This window comes from Micromonospora sp. ATA51 (assembly GCF_016802855.1).
GTDB lineage: Bacteria > Actinomycetota > Actinomycetes > Mycobacteriales > Micromonosporaceae > Micromonospora > Micromonospora sicca.
This window is the reverse complement of sequence record NZ_JAEVHJ010000023.1, coordinates 1-20,916: the sequence shown is the minus strand read 5'-3', so window position 1 is coordinate 20,916 and position 20,916 is coordinate 1. Positions and strand designations below refer to the sequence as shown.

Sequence of the window (20,916 nt, the reverse complement as noted above, 5' to 3'; positions counted from 1 at the left end):
GGAGACCGGTCGGCGGCGGTTTCCGGTAGTAGGTTCACGACCATGGCGATCCTCACCGAAGTAGACCTGGCCCTGCTCGCCGAGCCGCAGCTCGCCCACGTGGCCACCATCGAGGCCGACGGCACCCCGCACGTCACCCCGGTCTGGGTGGACACCGACGGCGAGTACATCCTTTTCAACACCGTCAAGGGCCGGCAGAAGTACGTCAACATCGAGCGCAACCCGGTGGTCGCGCTCTCGGTCGTGGACAAGGCGGACGACTTCCGCACCCTGTGGGTGAAGGGCACGGCCGAGTTCGTCACCGAGGGCGCCGACGAGCACATCAACCGGATGGCGAAGAAGTACCTGGGCCAGGACACCTACCCGTTCCGCCAGGCCGGCGAGGAGCGGGTCATCGTCCGGATCACCCCGACCGGCAAGCTCGGCCGAGGCTGACGCCCGGTCCCATCCCCTGCCGTGCGATCCGGCTCGGCAGGGGGTGGTCGCAGGTCAGGCGGTCTTACGCGGGGCGGCCTTCTTCTCGGCGGCCTTCTTCGCCGGGGCCTTTGCCGCCTTCTTCTCCGCGGTCTTCTTCGCCGCCGCCTTCTTGGCCGGTTCCGCCTTCTTCGCGCCGGCCTTCTTCGCCGGCGCCTTCTTCTCCGCGGCCTTCTTCGCCGGCGCCTTGGCCGCCTTCTGCGCGGAGCGGGCGGCCGAGATCGGGGTCGGCTCGGCGGCCTTACGGGCGGGCTCCTCGCCGCGCGCGGCGCGGGCCCGCTCGACCGAGGCCTTCAGGGCGGCCATCAGGTCGACCGCGGCGGCCGGTGCGGCCTCCACCTCCTCCGGCTGGACCACCTCGCGGCCCTCGATCTTCGCGTCGATGACCTCCTGCAACGCCGCCCGGTAGTCGTCGGTGAAGGCGTCCGGCTGGAACTCCCCGGCCATCGAGTCGATCAGCGAGCTGGCCATCGCCAGCTCCGGCGGCCGGACCTTCAGGTCCTCGTCCAGGAAACCGAAGTCCGGAGTACGCACCTCGTCCGGCCAGAGCATCGTGTTGAGCAGCAGCACGCCCTCGCGTACGCGCAGGGTGGCGAGCTGTTCGCGCTGGCGCAGCGCCACCTTGACGATCGCCACCCGCTCCGAGTCGGCGAGCGCGTTCCGCAGCAGCACGTACGGCTTGGTCGCCGAGCCCTCCGGCTCCAGGAAGTACGCCTTGTTGTAGAGGATCGGGTCGACCTGCTCGGCGGGGACGAACTCCAGCACGTCGATCGCGCGCGAGGTGGTCAGCGGCAGCTCGGCGAAGTCCTCGTCGGTGAGGATGACCATCTCGCCGCCGCCGATGTCGTACCCCTTGGCGATGTCGTCGTAGGTGACCTCCTCGCCGCAGACCGAGCAGGTGCGCTTGTAGCGGATGCGCCCGCCGTCGTCGCGGTGCACCTGGTGGAAGCGGATGTCCTTCTCCTCGGTGGCCGAGTAGAGCTTCACCCCGATCGACACCAGGCCGAACGACACCGCTCCTTTCCAGATCGCCCGCATCCCGCGCTCCTCTCCCCGGTTCTGACCAGGATCGCAAACGATCGAACGGTACGCACGCTCTTCGCTGCGCAACTACAGTCAGAAGGTGCCCGGCGCGCCCCTGAAGCCGATGCTCGCGATGACCGGGCCGCTCCCGGCCGGTGCCGGCTGGGCGTACGAGTTCAAGTGGGACGGGGTCCGCGCGCTCGCCGACCTCTCCTACGGCGACCACCACCTGTACGCCCGCTCCGGCGTGGAGATCACCACCGCGTACCCGGAATTGATCACGCTGAGGGACCAGGTCGACGACGCGCTGCTGGACGGCGAGGTGGTCCTGTTCAACGAGCTCGGGCAGCCGTCGTTCACCGCGTTGGCCGAGCGGATGCACGTCCGGAACCCGGCCAAGGCGGCGCGGCTGGCGGCCACCGTGCCGGTGACGTACATGATCTTCGACCTGCTCCGGCTGCGCGGCGAGGACCTGACCGGCCGCTCCTACCGGGAGCGGCGGGCGGCGCTGGAGTCCCTCGGGTTGGGGGCCGCGCGGTGGGCCGTCCCGCCGACCTTCGGCGACGGCCCGGCCACCTACGAGGCGGCCGGCGAGCACGGCCTGGAGGGGGTGATGGCCAAGCGGGTCGACTCGGTCTACCGGCCCGGGGTGCGTTCGCCGGACTGGGTGAAGGTCAAGCTGGAGGTCACCGGCGACTTCGTGGTGGGCGGCTGGCGGCCAGGCGCCCGCAAGATCGGCGGCCTGCTGGTCGGGGTGCCCCGCAAGGACGGCCGGCTCACCTACCGGGGCCGGGTCGGCGGCGGGATCGGCGCGGCCCTGGAGAAGGAGCTGCTGCGCGAGCTGGAGCCGCTGCGCACGCCGGCTTCGCCGTTCGCCGGGGACGTGCCGCGCGAGGATGCCCGGGGCGCCAGCTGGGTAACACCGCAGATCGTGGTGGAGGTGAAGTACGGCCAGCGCACGCCGGACGGACGGCTGCGCTTCCCCCGGATCCTGCGCCTGCGCCCGGACAAGCCACCCGAGGAGGTCGACGATGCCAGCTGACCGGTTGAAGGTGGAGGTCGAGGGGCGCTCCCTGGAGCTGTCCAACCTGGACAAGGTGCTCTTTCCGGAGGCCGGCTTCACCAAGGGCGAGGTGATCGACTACTACACCCGGATCGCCCCGGTGCTGCTGCCGCACCTGGCCGACCGAGCGCTCACCCGGATCCGCTACCCCAACGGCGTGGGGGGCGCCTCGTTCTTCGAGAAGAACGCCCCGGCCGCCACCCCCGCCTGGGTACGCACCGAGACCCTGCCCGCCCCCGGGTCGAGCAAGGGCCGGGAGACCATCGACTACGTGGTCGCCGACGACCTGCCCACCCTGGTCTGGCTGGCCAACCTCGCCGCCCTGGAGCTGCACACGCCGCAGTGGAAGATCGGCGCGCACCCGGACATGATGGTGGTCGACCTGGATCCGGGCGCGCCCGCGGCGCTGAAGCAGTGCTGCCAGGTGGCGCTGCTGATGCGGGACCGGCTGGCGGCGGACGGGGTGGAGTCGTACCCGAAGACGTCGGGGAAGAAGGGCATGCAGCTCTGCTGCCCGATCGCCGGTACACAGTCCTCCGATGTCGTCTCCGACTACGCGAGGCGGATCGCGCAGGAGTTGGAGCGGGCGCACCCGAAGCTGATCGTGTCGAAGATGGCGAAGAACCTGCGACCGGGGAAGGTCTTCATCGACTGGAGCCAGAACAACGCGGCGAAGACGACCGTCGCGCCGTACTCGCTGCGCGCCCAGTCGGTGCCGTCGGTGTCGACCCCGCTGACCTGGGACGAGGTCGAGGCGGGCGCGGCGGGCAAGCGGCCGTCGACCAAGCCGTACACGGCTGGCGAGGTGCTCAAGCGCGTCGAGAAGCAGGGCGACCTGCTGGCCCCCCTCCTGGACGGCGGCCCCGAACTGCCGTTGCCCTGACCGGGCGCCACGGAGCCGGTCGATAGGGTGAGGCGATCCGGAGTGAGGAGAGTCTGATGGCCGGACTGCCCACGGCCGTTGCGGGTGCCGTGCCCACCGACGGCGAGCCGCCGCTGCTGACGTACCGGGACGACGCCACCGGCGAGCGGGTGGAGCTGACCGCGCCCCAGCTCGGCGGCTGGGCGGCGCGCAGCGCGGGCCTGCTGCGGGACGGCTGTGGACTGGGCCCGGGCAGCCGGGTCGCGGTGCTGCTGCCGCCGCACTGGCGTACCGCCGCGGTGCTGCTCGGCGCCTGGTCGGTGGGCATGGCCGTGTCGTTCCGGCCGCGGGCCACCGCCGGGCTGCCGGTTCTCGAACCGGGCGGCGACCTGCCGTACGACGCGGTGTTCGTGACCCCTGAACGCCTCGACGACTGGCTGGAGGACGTGCCCGAGGGGCGGCACCGCTACCTCGTCGGCGCCGGGCCCGGACCGCTGACCAACGTGCCCCTGGGCTGGCTCGACTGGTCCACGGAGGTTCTCCGGCAGACCGACACCCCGCCCGACTACACCGCCGTCCACCCGTCCGACCCGGCCAGCCCGGACGGCACCAGCTACGGCGAGTGGGCCGCGGTGGCGACGGGGATCGCGGAGCAGCTCGACCTTCGGGCCGGCGACCGGCTCCTGGTCGACGCGGCCGAGCACGAGCAGCCGTTGAAGTGGCTGCTCGCCCCGCTCTCCGCCGGCGCCTCCGTGGTGATCTGCGCCAACCTGGACCGGGAACGGCTGGCCGATCGGATCGACGTCGAGCAGGTGACCCGGGTGCTCTGAGCACCACCGCCGGGCCGGTCGCCTCCACGACGGCCTGTTGGACCTGCTAGCGCGGCCCGACTGAACCCGATTTCGGGCATGGCGGACTGGAACCCGTTGACAGTGGTTCAGGCCGCGATGCCTACTGCCCACCGGACGCCGTACGCGCCGGCCCGGCACCAGCCGCCACGGCCGGACGTCGTGCGATCGGCGGCAGGCGACAGGGGCAGAGGATCATGGTGGACCGGACGGAACCGGGCGGCGACGCTCTCACGTGGAAAGAGTTCGGCGAGGGGCACCTCGCGGAGTTGACTGAACTGGCTGAGGCGTGCCTGGCCGCCGACGGTGGGCTGTCGTTGTTCGCCCGCCCTCCATTGCTGCGGGCGCGGCTGCTCCAGGACCGTACCCTCGGCGTCTGGCACGAGGGCAGCCTGGTCGCGGCCGTGGGGGTCGGCACCGCCGGGCAGCCCGCCACCAGCACCGCCCTGGTGCATCCGGCCTGGCGGGAGCGGGGCCTCGGCAGCCGGCTGTTGAGCTGGGCGGACGAGCAGGCCGGCGACGCCGACCTGCTCGTGACCACCGAGTCCTTGAGTCCGGGCGCGGAGGCCCTCTTCACGGCGCGTGGGCTCGAGCGGACCTTCGCCGAGTGGGTGCTGCGGCACGACCTCACCGCCCTCCCGGATGTCGCGCGCCCTGACGGGGTGCGTACCGAGCCGGTGACCTGGGAGAGCGGCCCCGAGCTGTTCGAGACCTACCACGCGTCCTTCGCCGACCGACCCGGCTTCGCCGCGCCCTGCGCCGAGGACTGGTTGGCTGAGCTGCGGGAGGACGACGAGTACCGGCCGGACCTATCGATGATCGCTCGCGGTCCCGACGGTACGGCGGTCGGCTTCCTCAACGTCATCGACAACTGGGTCGACCAGGTGGGCGTCGTGCCCGGCTGGCGGCACCGAGGGGTCGGGGCGTACCTGGTGGCGACCGCGTTGCGGTCGCTGGCCGGAGAAGGCACCCGGGAGGCGTGGCTCTGCGTGAACGACAACAACCGGGCCGCCGCGCTGTACCGGCGGCTCGGGTTCCGCGACGCCGGCCGCCGCGCCCGCTACCTGCACCGCCGCTCGTGACCGCCGCCGACGGTGACCCGGCCGGATCTTGTCGAGGCCAGGTTCACGTACCGAATATGGTACCATTCGGTAACAAATGAGCGTCGATGGTCGCTACTCACGTGCCGGCTGGCGAAGTCGCAGGGCCGCCGAAGGGGGACGTCGGCGCCTGTCGGGATGTGCGCTCGACTGGATCGTGCGGGAGGATGTATGGCTCGGCCTCGGACGTTTGATGAGCGGACGGCACTTCGCGCTGCGATGTTCGCCTTCTGGCGGTATGGCTATGAGGGCGCGTCGATGAGCGTCCTCATGGAGGCGACCGGGCTGGGGAAGACGAGCCTGTATCGGACCTTCGGCAACAAAGAGGGGCTCTTTCGCCGAGCGGTGGAGTTGTACCACGAGGAATTCCTGGCGTTCCGGGAGCGGGCGCTGGCGGAGCCGACTCCACGCCGCATCGTGGAGAAGCTTCTCTTCGGCCTGGCGGAACTGCACGGAGACGACTCGACCCCTCCCGGGTGTTTGGAGACAGCCGGGGCGCTGACCTGCGGTCCGGACAACGAGATCGTGCAAAAGCAACTGGCGGCCAACCGAGAGGCGATCGCCGCAGTGCTGGAACGTCGCCTTTCCGAGGCCAGCGCGAACGGCCCGCTGCCTCCGGGCCTCGGCGTCGCCGAGACCGTGGCACTGGTCGTGACCGTGATCCAGGGCATGGCAGTCCAGGCGGTCAACGGGCACTCAACGACGTGGCTTCGTGGAGTTGCCCGCAGCGTGCTGACATTGTGGGGGAACGACGCTTCGTCGTCAGCCACCGATTGACGCGTGATGCGCACACGGTGACGGGCGGAAAGCCGGATGGCCTTCCGCCCGTCACCCATCGCTGGTCGATCAGACCCCGATGAGGCTTGTCTTCACGTGACTGCGCCGTTTGAGGACGACCGTTGCGATGCCCAGCGCGACAACGGCCATGACAACGCCACCCCATGGCGTCGAGATCACGCCTGACGACTGGACGATGAGGCCTCCGAGGAGCGATCCGCCGGAGATACCCAGGTTGAATGCGGCGATGTTGAACCCGGAGGCGGTGCCGACCGCATCGGGGAACTCGTCCTCGGCGATCTGCACCACGCCCGCTTGCATCACCGGATTGATGGCGAATGCGAAGAAACCCCACACCGCGATGTTGATGAACATGGCGACTGCGGAATGCGCGGTGAACGGCAGTGCGGCCAGCACGATCGACGTTCCGATCAGGACGAACGTCAGCGTCGGCTTGGTCCCGAGCCGGTCAGCCAGCCGGCCGCCAGTGATATTGCCTGCCACGGTCGCGACACCGAAGACGACGAGAGCCACGTTCACCGCGCTCGCACTGATTCCCGTGACCTCGGTCAGGAGCGGTGAGATGTAGGTGAACGTCACAAAGGTCGCTCCCCACCCGATCGCTGTCACCAAGTACATCGTCACGAGCCGCGGGTTGCCGAGCAGCCGCGCCTGCGCGATGAGGCTTTCCGGCGGCGTGTGCGCGATCGACGCCGGAAGGAACGCGAGCAGGGATACGAGTGCCACGAGGGCGAGGCCGGCGACAACGAGGAACGGGGCACGCCAGCTCAGCTGTTCTCCGAGCCAAGACCCGAGCGGAACACCGAGGACCATCGCGATGGTGAGACCACCCATCATGACCGCTACGGCCTGTGACGACTTGTTCCGTGGCACGAGTGTTGACGCGACCGCGGCCCCGACGCTGAAGAACACGCCGTGAGCGACTGCTGTCACGACACGAGCAGCCAGCAGCATCTCGAAGTTCGGTGCCCACGCCCCCGCGAGGTTCCCGAGCAGGAACACCCCCATGAGGGCGATGATCAACCACCGCCGGTCGAAATGACCGGTGAGCGCTGTGCCCAGCGGCCCCCCGATCGTGATCGCCAGCGCGTACATGCTCACGAGCAGACCCGCGGTGGTGAGGCTTACGTGAAGGTCGGCGGCCATCCCCGGGATCAGGCCCACGATCACGAACTCGGTCGTGCCGATCGCGAACGTGGAGATAGCGAGGGCGTGCAGGGCGCGAGGCATGGTCACCTGCCTCCGTTCATGGCAAGTGCCACCGCTGCTTGCGCGATGAGCTCATCCTCTTCGACCGAGGCCCCGGAGATCCCGATCGCGCCGATCACCCGTTCCTGGCCGTCACGCAGCACGACTCCGCCGCCGAAGTTGATCAGGCCGCCGTTCGTGTGTTCCACCATGTAACTGGCTCCGGACGGGTGCGCGACGCCCGCGAGGCTCGCGCTGTCCGCCTCGAACAGCGCGGCTGTCCGCGCTTTCCGGTGCGCGACATCGATGGTTCCGAGGATCGCGCCATCCATCCTGAGGAACCCGGCCAGGTGTGCCGCATGATCCACCACGCTGATGTTGACAGGTGGCAACTTGCGGCGTGCAGCTTCTTCCCGTGCGGCGGTGATGAGCTGCTGGGTGAGTTCCGCTGTCAGCGGCATCCTCGCTCCTCCGTTTGGTACCGATCGGTTTGCTACCGAACGGTACCAAACAAGGGGGCAGCTCGGATGTGGTGGTGCTCTCACCGTCGAGGCTCCGGGGAGTAGCCCCGCCGAGTGCGCCGAGGGACAGGTCGCCATAGCGGTGGATCGGTATGGCGACCCCGAGGCGGTGATCCTGCACGCTGGCGCGTCTGCTCCGGCTGAGAAAAGGTGGGGTCGTCCCCGGCTGGCGGCACCGCCGGCTCGGGGCGTACCTGGTGGTAGGCGCGCTGCGGGCGCCGGCCGCCGAGGGCGCCGGCGAGCGGTGGCTCTGCGTCAACGACGACAACCCGGCTGTACCGGCGACTCGGGTTCGGCGACGCCGGCCGCCGCGCCCGCTACCTGCGCCGCCGCCCGTGACCGCCGCCGAGCGGCGCACCCGACCTCAGCGCTGGAGCTCGATCCAGTAACGCCGGGCGGGGCCGAATGTCGTGTCCCGGATGCCCTCGAAGACGCCGCCGCACCGCTCGATCGTCTTCACCGAGGCGACATTGTCGACCGCGCAGACGACCAGCACCCGATCCAGGCCGAGCCCCCGCGCCTCGTCGAGCATCCGACCCAGAGCCCAGGTGGCCAGCCCGCGCCCGCGGGCGGACGGCCGGATGCCGTACCCGATGTGGCCGGCCCACCGGACGTAGTCGCTGCTACCGTGCCGCAGCGCGATCCCACCGAGCACGCGGTCGTGCTCGACGATCCATCGATACGTGCAACCGGGTTTGCCGGCGTCGATCGGCTTCGCCGGGTCCGACTGGTCTGTCAGCCCAGCCACCCAGGCCGCGAATCCGGCCGGTGAGTCCACCTCGTCGGACGGGCCCAGCCCGAAACCGTCCTCGTGCGGCCCGGGACCCCACTCCGCGTGCGCCTCGAGCCAGGCTGGATGCAGGCGGACGGTGGGTGCGACCAGCTCGGGCATCCGACGACGATAACGCCGAGAACACGTACTGACACCGGAGCCGGCCCTCGGGCGCCGGCCGGTCCGTCATCAGCTGCCGGCGGGTGGCGCTCTCATTGGAAAAGCCTGCCGGGCCTTCTGGAGCGGCTCGGCTTGGTGATCACGGCATCCCCGCGCCGGCGGCGCACCATGATCGTGTTTGCCTTCTTCCTCAGCCCTTTGAGGATTCGGTCCTTCATCGCATGCCTCTCTTCTCGCGTACGTCAGATCGGCCATGGCGATTCCGCGCCGAACACTTGGTCGGCGTGGCAGCGGCGCGGGGGTCTACCGGCCTGATCCTTCTCCTGTCGCGGCCCGCATACCCGGCGAGACAGCGGCCAGTCATCACCGTCCGCCCACGCCGCCTCGCCGACTCACCCCAGGTGACGGAAATGACCGGGTCCGGGTTCACCACGCCGTGTTGGTCGGCACACCTGCGCCCGGTCGTCTTCACCGGCGGTTGAGCCACGGCGCGCACCGCGAGCAGGGCGAGGTGTGGTCCACCGGCAGCGCACACCGCGAGCCGCCGGGCAGCAGCCGGTCGCAGAAGACCCAGTGTCGTACGTTCTGCTGGTCCTCGGCCGAGACGGTCACGCCGCCCGGCTCGACCCGTGCGCTGAGCCGGGCCAGCACCCGAGCGGCGGTCCGGGCAAAGATCCGGGCGCGGTGCAGGTCGGGCGCGGTGATCGGCAGGTGGATCACCCAGCGGTCGGTCATCGGTAGCGGTGGTTCGCCGACTGGGCGCTCTGCCACGCGCGCAGGGCGTTCTTGATCCGTACATTCTCCTCCTGCACCGCGACCAGGGCGGTCTGCGCGACCGTGAGTTCGTCGGCCACCTGGTGCAGGAAGGCGCGGATCTCGACGGGGTCGAGGCCGTGCCGGCGGACGTTGAAGCACCGGTCGCGGATCTGCCAGGGCCGGAGGGGAAGCCGACCCCGGGCTGGGCCGGCGTCTTCCATCGGACGTCGTTCCTCGCGTCGGCCCGCCAGCCGACGGATCAGGTTGCGCACGGTGACCGCCCTTCGTCGGGTCGCGTCGAAGTGGAGGGGGGGGGCCTCCGCCGGTTGCGGTCGGCGAAGACCGCCCCGCCCTGCCACCGCAGCCTCGATCGGCAGTACGACAGCAGGGCCGCGCCGGGGAGCGCGGAGGGTGAGGTCTCGGCGGCGATGCGAGACCGGTACGAGTGGCGCCAACCGACCGCAGCAGCACCGCATCACCGAGAGCGACGCTACCGATACCTCTCACCTCTGTCAACGCTCTCTTACCTGTCGAATCTCGCCAGTGCGCTTCCTGCTGCTTCCCTCTCAGTTGTTGCCGCTCTTTCAGCTGGTGCTCGATACTGGAAGGGCCAACCGACTGCAAGGGGCCTCCACGTGCCGATTCCGCCAACCATGGACGAGTTGATCAAGGATCTGCTGAAGCGGATCGAGGCGGGCGAGTTCCAGCCCGGGTCGCAGATACCGTCCACTTAAGAACTAGCTGATCACTACGACCTGTCGCTCTCGACGATTCACCGCGCCGTGGCGACGCTACGGGAGCAGGGTGTGCTGGTTGGCCGCCCGGGTCGCGGTGTCTTCGTTGCTGAGACCACCCGCCCCTGACCCGCACCGGCGAGCCGGTGAGTTGATCCGCGGCCCGGTCGGCAAACAGCCGTCCTAACCCTGTCACTGAAAGATCAAAACCTCGCTCGGCCGCGCTCCCGAGGTCTGAACGGGAACAACGGGGCGTTCGGGAGCGCTGCTGATCTTCCTCGCGTAAGGCTCACTCATGCCGCTGGCCGTGGGATCTTGCCACTCGTCTGCGGGAGCCAGCGCCAAGCATGTCCGTGACAGGACGCGACCGGTTGCCGGCGATGCCGGGCGAAGCGGTCCAAACTTTCGGTGCGTCTATCAAGGCGGCCCTGGACGGGCCGCACGCGCCGCCGCCTGGGCGCGCGCCGGCCGCTGCCGCTGTCGCTCTGCGGCCGCCACGCCTGACGCCCGGCGGCTGGCGCGGACAGCGGGGAGCCTGGAGGGCCGCCGCAGAACGATAGGCCGTTGGCCGGTGGTGGTGGTGGGCCGGCAGCCGGCCGGGCCGCGCGGCCCGGACCGCGCGGCGTAGGGGAGCGGACGCCGGCACGGCAAAGCTGCCGAGCCTGAGCGCACGGAACGACACGTGGTGACATCGCTTGGCTACCACCACCAGGCTCCCCCGGCGAGGGTCGGGCTTAGCTGGACGTGCAAGCGGCGGCGCTGTCGACAGCAACGCTGACAGCAACCGCCCCGGACGCCGACGCACCAGCGAGACCAGGGATGGACGCTGCTCCGAGCTGACGGCCGCTCCCAGACGGGGACGGACGTCCCGCACACAGCTTACAAACGAGAGGTCAGGGGCGGCTCGGGTGCCCAGCGGCATCGTTGCTCAGTGCTTCTGCTTCCACCAGGCTGTGAGAACGGCAAGGAGGAAGAGGCAGGTATGGCCTGCGAAGACCAACAGACCAAACTCGACGATCGCGCCGACATCCACCGGCCGAATGTAGATGACTCGCCCGTTCTGGTCCACAACGTCCAGAGACGTCCCGGCCGCGTGGGGCACGCGGCACCCGGCTCGATCAGGGGCACAAGACACCGTCAAACCTTGTCGACCAGCGAGCAACCATGGCAACCTCAGACGCCCTGTGACCAGCTATCGAGCAAGGTCTTTGCTGGTGGGCCGAGCGCGGCACTAAGTTCCGCTTCAACGTCTGGCTCCGGACTAGGTGAGCATCCGGGTGGCGACGGGTGCAGCCAACACCGGACGTCCACGGACTCGGCGGACCCGTTCGGACGGGTCAGTCCTTCTGCTGGTGCAGCTCATCGACGGTCAGTGGCTCGCTCTGAACGAAGGATCGAACTCCGCCGGGGAGACGGCGGCCGGCGAGCTCAGCAACCATCGTGTCTGCGTCGTCGAACGACTCGACTGTGTGGAAGCCTTCACTGGCGTACAGCCTTGCGGCGAAGTTCGCCCGCTCCACGCTCAACGACACCGCCTGCAGGCCCCAATCGTGTGCGACGTACAGAACGGCGCGCAAGAGCGCCCGGCCCACACCGCGGTTGCGCCAGGATTCCACCACGCCGATGGTCAGCTCCGGCACGTCGTCACTCACGTACCCGTAGCCTGGATCGGCGGCGGTCAGGTATCGGCACCAGGCCGCGCCGACTGGCCGATCAGCCAAGTCCACCGCGATTACCCCGAAATCCCCCGGCTGCATCCAACCGGTGACATAGTGGGCCAGCTCGGGGTTCGTCAGGATCTCCTTGCGTGACCAGTTGCGCTCAGGCAGCCAGTTCATGGCCTCCATGAGCATGTCGACCAGGAAACCGCTGTCAGCCGAGGTGGCTGTACGGATGCTGAACTTCGTCACCGCCGAAGCCTCGCATACGGGACCGAGGCGAGACGAGAAGCGGTCCAGTCCGCAAGATCCGGAACATGCGCGGAATGATCAAGGATATCGCCGGCCCGCCAGTGTCCGTACATGCTGGCAGGAGGCGCGCCTGCGCGGTCAGTGCTAATCCCTTCCTAAACCGTGTGTCGCAGGGCCTCCAGCAAGGCAGGCTTGCAACCTTCGCGCGATGGGCAGGCATGCCGGTCAGCGTGCGAGCCTGTCTAGTGCGGCGGATATGGCGTCGTCGGGTGCGTCCGTTCGGACATGGCGGATGACGGCGCCGTCGGCGTTGACCAACGCGATCACGCCTGACTGCGCCGCATCGACCTCTGCCATGTCGAAGAACCAGACTGCGGGCCGAGGGATCGCGGCATAACCAACTGGAACGGTAACTTGGCCGGCCTCCTGCTCGATCTCCGCGATTGGTGCCGGGGCGTCTTTGGACCCGAACGGCTTCCATACCAGGCCAATGACGGCCGGCCGGGGACTGGTGGTCAGCGCAAGGACGCGCTGAATCCCTGTGAGCACGTGCGGCACGTCACCGACCACGACCACCACGGGCTTGCCGAGGTACGCCGCCCAACGGAGGTCACCGCCGCCGAGCCGGGCCACGGTGAAGTCAGGCACCTGCATATCCCCGACCGGTTCCGATCCCTCTTCGGGTTCCATGCGACCGGTGTCGTCCGGGTTCTTCCCGCAGGCAGCTTCGATGACATGCAGGGCCACGGTGTCCGGCGGCGGAAGCGCCGCACGGGAAAGCTCCGCACCTACCTTGCGCAGCTGCTCCGCCGCGGCGACGGCGGTCGCCGTGTCATCACCGGTCACGGCGACGGTGACCAGCGAGTCACCGGTGAGCAGGACGAGCGCACCGCCGAAATGCACGGCTGGGACGCCGCGGACCGGCGGCAGGCGCCTGCAACCGACGGCCATACTCCACGCTGAGAAGTCGAGCGGCTGATTGATGACGTCGACCGGGGGCGAACACCCGTCAACGGCCGCGAGACATGTCCCGTAGATCGCGTCGACCCGGCCGGTGTCGTCCGCGCCCACCTCGGTCAGCGGCTAATCACGGAACCGCGGGCCGAGGTAGTAGACCGGCCGTTCGGCCTCGGTGGCGATCTCGCTGAGACGCTCCTCAACCTGCTCGGGTTTGGGTGACGTGCCGGTCCCGCAACCGGCAACTGCAAACATCAACACGGCGGTCAGCCACATCGGCAGCGCCCGCCGACGCACCGTCATATACCGAAAGTAAGACCGCCCCCCCATGCGGGGAAGGACCGGAAGCTAGCGACTCATGTCGTAGTTGACGCGTGGTGGACAAGATGACGAGGGGCCCACCGGCTGGTGGGGCCCCTCTCGTCGCGTCTGAGGGGTCAAGAAGGCACCGCGCCAGCAGAAAATCAGCGAACGCTGTGGTGCGCGACCGACTCCAATGGTCACAGCCGGCATGACACCGAGGGCGGGACCACAGGGAACGACACCCGCTGAAAATGCCCGACAACATCGACCAGGCTCCCCGCAGCGGGGGTCAGATCCGGCCGGAGCGCTGGCGGGAACGCTGTCGACAGCCATGCTGAAGCAAAACAGTTGACGGCGGCGTCCCGCCGGATCTCCACCTGCACTGCGGGGCGGGTCCAGGCACCGGGAGCATGTCGACTGTGAGCGGCAGTTTGTCGCGGCGAGCCGCCCGGCGCTCCGGGATCTTGACTGTGGCACCGTCGCCGCGGACCGCACCCCTCCAGTAGCTGGCCGGGGCGCTCCAAGGCGATCTTCACCTCGCCCGGATCGGTTGGCCTCAGCCGCTTGGACTCGGAGTGTTCGTTGTCGAGTCGAGGAAGGCGCTGACGGCTGAGTCGTTTACGACATCAGGTCCATAGCGAGCACGAAGGACAGTCGGTCCCGGCGCGGTCTCCCCGAGGCTCATACAGTGATCGACTCCGTTTCCGGGGATATTGGGGTGTCGAGGCAACCCCGGACACCGCAACATCCCGCAGGCGGAGTCGTTCAGCGCGGGGTCAGTCGACCGTGGGGAGCTTCGGGCCGAGGACGTCGTCGGCGTCCACGATCGTGTACGCGTACCCCTGCTCGGCGAGGAAGCGCTGCCGGTGGGCGGCGTACTCGGTGTCGATGGTGTCCCGGGAGACCACGGTGTAGAAGTGCGCCTGCCGGCCGTCGGCCTTCGGCCGGAGCACCCGGCCGAGCCGCTGCGCCTCCTCCTGCCGGGAGCCGAAGGTGCCCGACACCTGGATCGCCACCGCCGCCTCGGGCAGGTCGATGGAGAAGTTGCCGACCTTGGAGATGACCAGCGTACGGAGCGGAACGCGTCGAAGAGCCGTTCCCGCTCCTTGTTGGTGGTGGAACCCTGGATGGTCGGGGCGTCCAGGTATTCCCCGAGCTGGTGCAGTTGGTCGATGTAGCCGCCGATGACCAGCACCTGGTCGTTCGGGTGCCGGTCCACCAGGGCCTTTACCACCGGCAGCTTGGTGCGGGCGGTGGCCGCCATCCGATCCCGCTCCTCGGCCTCCGCCGTCGCGTACGTCATCCGCTCGGCGTCGGTCAAGGTGACCCGTACCTCGGTGCACTCGGCCGGGGCGATCCAGCCCTGCGACTCGATGTCCTTCCACGGTGCGTCGTACCGCTTGGGGCCGATCAGGCTGAACACGTCGCCCTCCCGTATCAAAGTCGCGGTCAGGCCCAGCCGGCGGCGGGCCTGGAGGTTCGCGGTGAAGAGGGGTTGGTTGAAGGTCACCAAGGTGAGCGCCCGGCCCAGGATCGGATGATCCTGGGCCGGGCTGGGTTCGTCTGCGCGTTAGTCGAACGCGGCGGCGAACATGCCGGGCTGGTAGGAACCGCCCTGCTGGTGGACGATCACGGCGAGCCGGTTGGCTGCGTTGATCAGGGCGACCAGGGAGACCAGCGCGGCGATCTGGTCGTCGTCGTAGTGCTTGCGTACCTGGGCCCAGGTGTCGTCGGACACGCCCTGGTGGGCGTCGGCGAGCCGGGTGCCCTCTTCGGCGAGCGCCAGCGCGGCCCGCTCAGCCTCGGTGAAGACGGTGGACTCGCGCCAGGCGGCGACCAGGTGGAGCCGGACCGCCGTCTCGCCGGCGGCTGCGGCCTCCTTGGTGTGCATGTCGATGCACCAACCGCAGCCGTTGATCTGGCTGGCCCGCAGCGATACCAGCTCCTGCGTGGACTTCGGCAGCGGCGACTGCTGGATGACCATGCCGGCGTTGGCGAACCGCTTGAAGAACTTCATGGCGATCTCGTTGTCGAACATGTTGAATCGGGCGTCCATGGTTCCGTCCTTCACTCGTGGTGTTCGGTTGGACGAACATGAGATGCCGGCGATCGGAGCCCTGTGACGGCGCGGCCAGGTGACGGCCGCCACAGCCGGAGGTGTCACACGACGGCGGGGTCCGGCATCTGATGGACGACACAGTCGAGAGCGAACGGGAGTCACCCATGGTGGGCACGCCGCGGACCGCAGCCGACGATCGAGGCCGGGGCATCGGCCGTGACGACCGCCCGGATCCCGCCACCGAGGCGTTCCTCGCCCACCGCAACCTGCTGTTCACCGTCGCGTACGAGATGCTCGGCTCGGCCGCCGATGCGGAGGACATCCTTCAGGAGACGTGGTTGCGGTGGTCGGGCGTCGATCTCGGCACGGTGCGGGACCACCGCGCCTACCTTGTCCGGATCACCACCCGCCAGGCACTCGCCCGGCTGCGTACGCTCGGCCGCCGCAGAGAGTCCTACGTCGGCTCCTGGCTGCCCGAGCCGCTGCTCACCGCGCCCGACGTGGCCGAGGACGTCGCGTTGGCCGACAGCGTCTCGATGGCGATGCTGCTGGTGCTGGAGACGCTCGCGCCGACCGAACGGGCGGTGTTCGTGCTGCGCGAGGTGTTCGACGTCGGGTACGACGAGATCGCCGAAGCCGTCGACAAGAGCCCGGCCGCGGTCCGTCAGATCGCACACCGGGCACGGGCGCACGTCGCGGCGCGCCGGCCGCGCCGGGTCGTCTCGGCGGCCGAGACGCGGTACGCGCTCGATGCGTTCCAGTCGGCGGTCGAAACCGGCGATCTGCAGAGCCTGCTCGACATCCTCGCACCGGACGTCGTCCTTCTCGGCGACGGTGGTGGAGTCAAGCAGGCCATCCTGCGGCCCATCGTGGGAGCCGACAAGGTCGCACGCCTGCTGGCCGGCGGCTGGGGCCGGGTCGCCGACATCTCGTCGCTGCGGCCGGCGCAGGTCAATGGCTACCCGGCGCTGATCCTCCGGCTCGACGGAGAGCTCGACACCGTCCTGGCCGTGCGCATCGACGACGGCCTCATCGCCGGACTCTACGCGGTGCGTAATCCCGAGAAGCTGTCGCACATGAAGCGGGAGACCGTCCTGAGCCGCTGAGTCGGCAGCGGACACGCGGCCGGCTGATTCGTTTACGACATCAGCTCAAAAGCGTGTGAGACAGACACCTGCGCCGGGCCGCGCGTCAGTCCACGCTCGGGAGCTTCGGGCCGAGGAAGGCGTCAAACAGGGTCGTGGTGCCGGGAGACCGGATCAAGCAGCGGCGATTTCCCGGTCCTGCTTGAGCGCGGCTCTCCCGCCCTTGCTGGTCTTGCCGGCATCGCCGGCCGCACCCCTCTTCGGTGCCAGCTGCGACACGCGCTGCGGGGAGATACCAAGAAGCACGCCCGCGTCGCGGACCGTGTAGCCCTTCGCGAGTAGTGCGCGTGCGGCAGTGACCGTCGCCTCGTCGGCGGACTCCTCGGCCTTGCGCAGGGCGCTCCGGGCCTTGCGGGCGCGGGTCACCTCTTCCGGCAGGTCGGGCTGCACGTCGACATCGAAGCTGTGCGGGTCGACGTCGAGCATGAGGGCGATGGCTTCACGTGCCATTCCTTCGACCTGGTCGAGACGACGAGCCTGAGAGAACACGCCCTTGATCTCCGGCACGGTGATCGCCCACCAGGCACCCGAGCGTGCGCATCTGACCGTGTACTTCATCGACGAGCGCCCCCTTCACCTCAAGCCCAGGCTGCGCAGGATACCCCGCGCGGTGAGTTCGTTGATCTCCTTGTGTCGTGGTATGACGACGTTCTGCGGGCCGTATCGGTAGATCGTGTGGCTGCCACCCTCTCGGACCTTCTCGAAGGTCACGCCAGCATCGGCAGCCGCCTTGCTGATCTTGTTGATCAGGTCAACCCGCTTCACGCCGCGAGTCTAGTCTACTAGATGGATTAAGTAGAGCATCCTAGACGACAGTGAAGGCCCAGACTATGTTCAAGGCGCCTTCGGGACGAGCCGCTGAGAGGCCGTGTGATGCAGTCCGACGCCCGTCCCGACACCACGCGCTACACCTACCGGGTCACCTGGTCGGCCGAGGATCACGAATTCGTCGCCACCTGCGCCGAGTTCCCGTCCCTCTCCTGGCTCGCGCCTTCCCGGATCGAAGCTTTGCAGGGGCTTGAAAAACTGCTTCGCGAGGTCATCGCCGACATGAAGAAGCAGGCGACGCCGTGAGCCTCCTCGGGAGGCTCCGCATCGCCTGACGGGTACAGTCAGTCGACAGTCGGCAGCTTCGGGCCAAGGACGTCGTCGGCGTCCACGATCGTGTACGCGTACCCCTGCTCGGCGAGGAAGCGCTGCCGGTGGGCGGCGTACTCGGTGTCGATGGTGTCCCGGGAGACCACGGTGTAGAAGTGCGCCTGCCGGCCGTCGGCCTTCGGCCGGAGCACCCGGCCGAGCCGCTGCGCCTCCTCCTGCCGGGAGCCGAAGGTGCCCGACACCTGGATCGCCACCGCCGCCTCGGGCAGGTCGATGGAGAAGTTGCCGACCTTGGAGATGACCAGCGTGCGCAGCTCACCGGAGCGGAACGCGTCGAACAGCCGTTCCCGCTCCTTGTTGGTGGTGGAACCCTGGATGATCGGGGCGTCCAGGTATTCCCCGAGCTGGTGCAGCTGGTCGATGTACGCGCCGATCACCAGCGTCTGGTCGCCCTTGTGCCGGTCCACCAGCGCGCGAACCACCGGCAGCTTGGTGCGGGCGGTCGCCGCCATCCGGTACCGCTCCTCGGCCTCCGCCGTCGCGTACGTCATCCGCTCCGCGTCGGTCAGGGTCACCCGTACCTCGGTGCACTCGGCCGGGGCGATCCAGCCCTGCGACTCGATGTCCTTCCACGGCGCGTCGTACCGCTTCGGGCCGATCAGGCTGAACACGTCGCCCTCCCGGCCGTCCTCGCGGACCAGCGTCGCCGTCAGCCCCAGCCGACGGCGGGCCTGGAGGTCCGCGGTGAACCGGAAGATCGGCGCGGGCAGCAGGTGCACCTCGTCGTAGATGACCAGACCCCAGTCGCGGGCGCCGAACAGGTCCAGGTGGGTGAACGCGCCGCCGCGCCGCGAGGTGAGCACCTGGTACGTGGCGATGGTGACCGGGCGGATCTCCTTGCGCTCGCCCGAGTACTCGCCGATCTCGTCCTCGGTGAGCGAGGTGCGGGCGACCAGCTCCCGCTTCCACTGCCGGCCGGCGACCGTGTTGGTCACCAGGATCAGCGTGGTCGCCTTCGCCTCGGCCATCGCCGCCGCCCCAACCAGCGTCTTGCCCGCGCCGCAGGGCAGCACCACCACGCCCGACCCGCCGGCCCAGAACGCCTCCACGGCCTCCAGCTGGTACGACCGCAGCGTCCACGGCTTGCGCCCGTCCTTGCCGGCCTCGGCCAGCTCGATCGGGTGCGCCTCGCCGTCGACGTACCCGGCCAGGTCCTCCGCCGGCCAGCCCAGCTTGAGCAGCGCCTGCTTCAGCCGGCCCCGCTCCGACGGGTGCACCTGGATCGTGTCGTCGTCGATCCTGTCGCCGAGCATGCCGGCGAGCTTCTTGCTCTTGGCGACCTCGACCAGCACCAGCCGGTCCAGGGCGCGCAGCACCAGGCCGTGCGCCGGGTCGTTGGCGAGCTGGAGCCGGCCGTACCGGTCCATCGTCTCGGCCACGTCCACCAGCAGCCCGTGCGGCACCGGGTAGCGGGAGTACTTGATCAGCGTGTCCACCACGCCCTCGGCGTCGTGGCCCGCCGCCCGGGCGTTCCACAGCCCCAGCGGCGTCAGCCGGTAGGTGTGCACGTGCTCGGGGGAGCGCTCCAGCTCCGCGAACGGCGCGATCGCCATCCGGCAGGCCTGCGCGTCCGGGTGGTCGATCTCCAGCAACAGAGTCTTGTCCGACTGCACGATCAGTGGTCCACCGCTCACGCCAGCGTCCTCTCCCTTGCCGGATTTTCCCGCCCGTCGGCCGGCTGACCTGCCGAAGGCGGACCATCCAGTGTTGCACGCGGGAAGGTGACCGGAAAAAGTCACGCGCGACAGGCAACGTGACGGTCCTCCCACACGTCTAGCAAGCGGGACAACTGTCCAAGGGGAGGGCCGATGCTGCGTGTCCGGATTGCCGCTCGAGTCGTCGCCCTGGGAGCGGTCCTGCTGGTCGGCGTCGGTGCGTGCGCGCTCGATCCGCGGGGCGACGGATCCGGCGCTGCCGCGCCGGCCCCCGTCGGCCTGACGGAACGGGCATCGGGGGCGAGCGCGACGCCCGCGCCGGACCCGACCACCGGTCGTCCGACTCCGCAGCCGAGCCGGACGACCACGCCGAAGCCGAGCCGGACGGCGAAGCCGAGCGCCACGCCGAAGCCGAGCAGCTCGGGCTTCACCGGCTGCCCGCAGGGGGACCGGCAGCGGGACGTGGAGACGTACCTGGCCCGGCTGGGCGGATTCGGGAAGCTGACCGTGGACGGGAAGCAGTCCGCCGGCGACTGCGCCGCGATCAAGCGGTTCCAGCGCCGGTACGGGATCAGCCCGGCCGAGGGCCGCGCCGGCCCCACCACGTACGACGTGGCGCGGCGGCTCGCCACCACCGACGTACGCCGCTGCCGGGCCGGCTCCGGGCTGACCTTCTGCGTCGACCTGACCCGGCAGACGGTCTGGGCGATGCGCGGCGGCAAGGTGGTGCTCGGCCCCACCGTCACCCGCACCGGCATGGCCGGGTACGCGACCCCGGCCGGCACGTACCACGTCGGCGGGCGGAACCTGCGCGAGTGGTCCAACCCGTACGAGGTGTGGCTGCCGTACTGGCAGCAGTTCAACGGCGGGATCGGCTTCCACGAGACCACGACCTACCTGCACAACGGGGCGATCGGCTCGCACGGCTGCGTGAACCTGCTGCACGCCGACGCGGTCCGGCTCTGGGAACTGGGCTCCATCGGCACCCGGGTGGTCGTCCTCGGCCGCCGCCCCGGCACCTGAGGTCGACCCGAGGCGTGACCGGGCCGACCGGATCGGGGTTTTATCCCCTGTCACCGCCGTCCGCCGGGTGACACGCTGGAGGTCAGGTCCGGACCGGACGGGGGTGGGAGATGACGGTCGACCACGAGGCGATCCCCGACGACGACCGGGCACCGGCCCCCGAGGTCTCCACGGCCGCCCTGGTCGGCTACGCGGCGGCCGCCGTCGGCCTGGTCGGCTGGTTCCTCTTCGGGCTGCTCGTGCAGCGCCAGGGCTTCGTGGACTCGGTCGGCGAGTCGGCCGGCGCCGGGTTCGCGCTGCTGCTGGCCGTCTCGGTGATCGGCACGGTCCGGCGCAACGGACGCTGACCCCGGCTGGCGTACCTGGTCACCGGGGGCACCGGTTCGGGCAAGACCACCCTGCTCAACACGCTGCTCGGGCTGGTGCCGACGACCGAGCGAATCGTGC

General features: G+C 69.5%; 24 protein-coding genes and 2 pseudogenes. 12 read left to right on the top strand and 14 right to left on the bottom strand.

From position 1 onward, the window contains the following. Window positions 1–42: 42 nt before the first annotated feature. A complete protein-coding gene (locus JNW87_RS06520) occupies window positions 43–435 on the top strand; it encodes a PPOX class F420-dependent oxidoreductase (RefSeq protein ID WP_109802390.1) in 393 nt (130 codons plus the stop codon). A 54-nt stretch (window positions 436–489) separates the two neighbouring features. Here the strand turns inward: JNW87_RS06520 and JNW87_RS06515 are convergent, their stop codons facing one another. After that, window positions 490–1,512, bottom strand: a complete 1,023-nt coding sequence (locus tag JNW87_RS06515) for a Ku protein (protein ID WP_109802389.1) — start codon at window positions 1,510–1,512, stop codon at window positions 490–492. Between the two features lie 85 nt (window positions 1,513–1,597). Here JNW87_RS06515 and ligD (JNW87_RS06510) point away from each other — a divergent pair, with 85 nt between their 5' ends. The 5 genes from ligD (JNW87_RS06510) to JNW87_RS06490 all read left to right on the top strand — a co-directional run bounded on the left by ligD (JNW87_RS06510) (window position 1,598) and on the right by JNW87_RS06490 (window position 6,147). After that, the gene (gene ligD, locus JNW87_RS06510) at window positions 1,598–2,539 is read left to right on the top strand and encodes a non-homologous end-joining DNA ligase (protein WP_109802388.1); all 942 of its coding nucleotides are present in this window, start codon (window positions 1,598–1,600) and stop codon (window positions 2,537–2,539) included. After that, on the top strand, window positions 2,529–3,443 hold the full coding sequence (gene ligD / locus JNW87_RS06505) for a non-homologous end-joining DNA ligase (protein WP_109802387.1): 915 nt from the start codon (window positions 2,529–2,531) through the stop codon (window positions 3,441–3,443). Before ligD (JNW87_RS06510) ends, ligD (JNW87_RS06505) begins: the two co-directional genes overlap by 11 nt. A gap of 56 nt (window positions 3,444–3,499) precedes the next feature. Then, window positions 3,500–4,252, top strand: a complete 753-nt coding sequence (locus JNW87_RS06500) for a TIGR03089 family protein (RefSeq protein ID WP_109802386.1) — start codon at window positions 3,500–3,502, stop codon at window positions 4,250–4,252. A gap of 215 nt (window positions 4,253–4,467) precedes the next feature. Further along, window positions 4,468–5,352 (top strand): GNAT family N-acetyltransferase, encoded by an 885-nt coding sequence (locus tag JNW87_RS06495; RefSeq protein ID WP_109802385.1) that lies wholly within the window; start codon window positions 4,468–4,470, stop codon window positions 5,350–5,352. 237 nt (window positions 5,353–5,589) lie between these two features. Next, on the top strand, window positions 5,590–6,147 hold the full coding sequence (locus tag JNW87_RS06490) for a TetR/AcrR family transcriptional regulator (protein WP_161557858.1): 558 nt from the start codon (window positions 5,590–5,592) through the stop codon (window positions 6,145–6,147). Window positions 6,148–6,216: 69 nt separating this feature from the next. Here the strand turns inward: JNW87_RS06490 and JNW87_RS06485 are convergent, their stop codons facing one another. The 5 genes from JNW87_RS06485 to JNW87_RS06465 all read right to left on the bottom strand — a co-directional run bounded on the left by JNW87_RS06485 (window position 6,217) and on the right by JNW87_RS06465 (window position 9,746). Beyond that, window positions 6,217–7,398, bottom strand: coding sequence for an MFS transporter (locus JNW87_RS06485; protein WP_109802403.1), 1,182 nt, complete (start codon window positions 7,396–7,398; stop codon window positions 6,217–6,219). A gap of 2 nt (window positions 7,399–7,400) precedes the next feature. Then, a complete protein-coding gene (locus tag JNW87_RS06480; RefSeq protein WP_109802383.1) occupies window positions 7,401–7,817 on the bottom strand; it encodes a heme-binding protein in 417 nt (138 codons plus the stop codon). A 424-nt stretch (window positions 7,818–8,241) separates the two neighbouring features. After that, on the bottom strand, window positions 8,242–8,769 hold the full coding sequence (locus tag JNW87_RS06475; RefSeq protein WP_109802382.1) for a GNAT family N-acetyltransferase: 528 nt from the start codon (window positions 8,767–8,769) through the stop codon (window positions 8,242–8,244). A gap of 468 nt (window positions 8,770–9,237) precedes the next feature. After that, the gene (locus JNW87_RS06470; protein WP_109802381.1) at window positions 9,238–9,504 is read right to left on the bottom strand and encodes a hypothetical protein; all 267 of its coding nucleotides are present in this window, start codon (window positions 9,502–9,504) and stop codon (window positions 9,238–9,240) included. After that, window positions 9,501–9,746, bottom strand: coding sequence for a DivIVA domain-containing protein (locus JNW87_RS06465; RefSeq protein ID WP_236647954.1), 246 nt, complete (start codon window positions 9,744–9,746; stop codon window positions 9,501–9,503). The genes JNW87_RS06470 and JNW87_RS06465 overlap by 4 nt, the downstream gene beginning before the upstream one ends. Window positions 9,747–10,160: 414 nt before the next feature. Here JNW87_RS06465 and JNW87_RS06460 point away from each other — a divergent pair. Further along, a pseudogene (locus JNW87_RS06460) lies at window positions 10,161–10,388 on the top strand (winged helix-turn-helix domain-containing protein). Between the two features lie 1,208 nt (window positions 10,389–11,596). On the opposite strand, the gene JNW87_RS06455 reads toward JNW87_RS06460, so the two are convergent. The 5 genes and pseudogenes from JNW87_RS06455 to JNW87_RS06435 all read right to left on the bottom strand — a co-directional run bounded on the left by JNW87_RS06455 (window position 11,597) and on the right by JNW87_RS06435 (window position 15,485). After that, the gene (locus JNW87_RS06455; RefSeq protein ID WP_201749692.1) at window positions 11,597–12,169 is read right to left on the bottom strand and encodes a GNAT family N-acetyltransferase; all 573 of its coding nucleotides are present in this window, start codon (window positions 12,167–12,169) and stop codon (window positions 11,597–11,599) included. Between the two features lie 225 nt (window positions 12,170–12,394). Further along, complete coding sequence (locus JNW87_RS06450; RefSeq protein WP_109802379.1) at window positions 12,395–13,240, bottom strand: hypothetical protein; 846 nt, start codon at window positions 13,238–13,240, stop codon at window positions 12,395–12,397. 12 nt (window positions 13,241–13,252) lie between these two features. Beyond that, window positions 13,253–13,429 (bottom strand): hypothetical protein, encoded by a 177-nt coding sequence (locus JNW87_RS06445; RefSeq protein ID WP_161557857.1) that lies wholly within the window; start codon window positions 13,427–13,429, stop codon window positions 13,253–13,255. 776 nt (window positions 13,430–14,205) lie between these two features. Next, window positions 14,206–14,918, bottom strand: a pseudogene (locus tag JNW87_RS06440) (helicase-related protein); the annotation flags it as partial. An 81-nt stretch (window positions 14,919–14,999) separates the two neighbouring features. Next, window positions 15,000–15,485, bottom strand: a complete 486-nt coding sequence (locus JNW87_RS06435) for a carboxymuconolactone decarboxylase family protein (protein ID WP_109802377.1) — start codon at window positions 15,483–15,485, stop codon at window positions 15,000–15,002. A gap of 131 nt (window positions 15,486–15,616) precedes the next feature. Between JNW87_RS06435 and JNW87_RS06430 the strand changes: the two genes are divergently transcribed. Continuing rightward, window positions 15,617–16,594, top strand: a complete 978-nt coding sequence (locus JNW87_RS06430; RefSeq protein ID WP_201749691.1) for an RNA polymerase sigma-70 factor — start codon at window positions 15,617–15,619, stop codon at window positions 16,592–16,594. A 153-nt stretch (window positions 16,595–16,747) separates the two neighbouring features. On the opposite strand, the gene JNW87_RS06425 is transcribed toward JNW87_RS06430, so the two are convergent. Continuing rightward, window positions 16,748–17,191: a type II toxin-antitoxin system HicB family antitoxin gene (locus tag JNW87_RS06425; protein ID WP_201749690.1), complete on the bottom strand. Its 444-nt coding sequence runs from the start codon at window positions 17,189–17,191 to the stop codon at window positions 16,748–16,750. Window positions 17,192–17,206: 15 nt separating this feature from the next. Further along, a complete protein-coding gene (locus tag JNW87_RS06420; RefSeq protein WP_109802376.1) occupies window positions 17,207–17,398 on the bottom strand; it encodes a type II toxin-antitoxin system HicA family toxin in 192 nt (63 codons plus the stop codon). Between the two features lie 108 nt (window positions 17,399–17,506). Here JNW87_RS06420 and JNW87_RS06415 point away from each other — a divergent pair, with 108 nt between their 5' ends. Beyond that, window positions 17,507–17,707 carry a hypothetical protein gene (locus tag JNW87_RS06415; protein ID WP_236647953.1) on the top strand — a complete coding sequence of 67 codons (201 nt, stop codon included), beginning with the start codon at window positions 17,507–17,509 and terminating at the stop codon, window positions 17,705–17,707. Window positions 17,708–17,745: 38 nt separating this feature from the next. Here JNW87_RS06415 and JNW87_RS06410 read toward each other — a convergent pair whose 3' ends face one another. Then, window positions 17,746–19,425 carry a DNA repair helicase XPB gene (locus JNW87_RS06410; protein ID WP_109802375.1) on the bottom strand — a complete coding sequence of 560 codons (1,680 nt, stop codon included), beginning with the start codon at window positions 19,423–19,425 and terminating at the stop codon, window positions 17,746–17,748. 174 nt (window positions 19,426–19,599) lie between these two features. Here JNW87_RS06410 and JNW87_RS06405 point away from each other — a divergent pair, with 174 nt between their 5' ends. From JNW87_RS06405 to JNW87_RS06395, 3 genes are all read left to right on the top strand, one after another. Then, window positions 19,600–20,469, top strand: coding sequence for a L,D-transpeptidase family protein (locus JNW87_RS06405; RefSeq protein ID WP_109802374.1), 870 nt, complete (start codon window positions 19,600–19,602; stop codon window positions 20,467–20,469). Between the two features lie 110 nt (window positions 20,470–20,579). Continuing rightward, window positions 20,580–20,816: a hypothetical protein gene (locus tag JNW87_RS06400; protein WP_109802373.1), complete on the top strand. Its 237-nt coding sequence runs from the start codon at window positions 20,580–20,582 to the stop codon at window positions 20,814–20,816. 6 nt (window positions 20,817–20,822) lie between these two features. Further along, window positions 20,823–20,916 (top strand): ATPase, T2SS/T4P/T4SS family (locus JNW87_RS06395; RefSeq protein ID WP_309233917.1); only part of this gene is annotated, 94 nt, incomplete at its 3' end.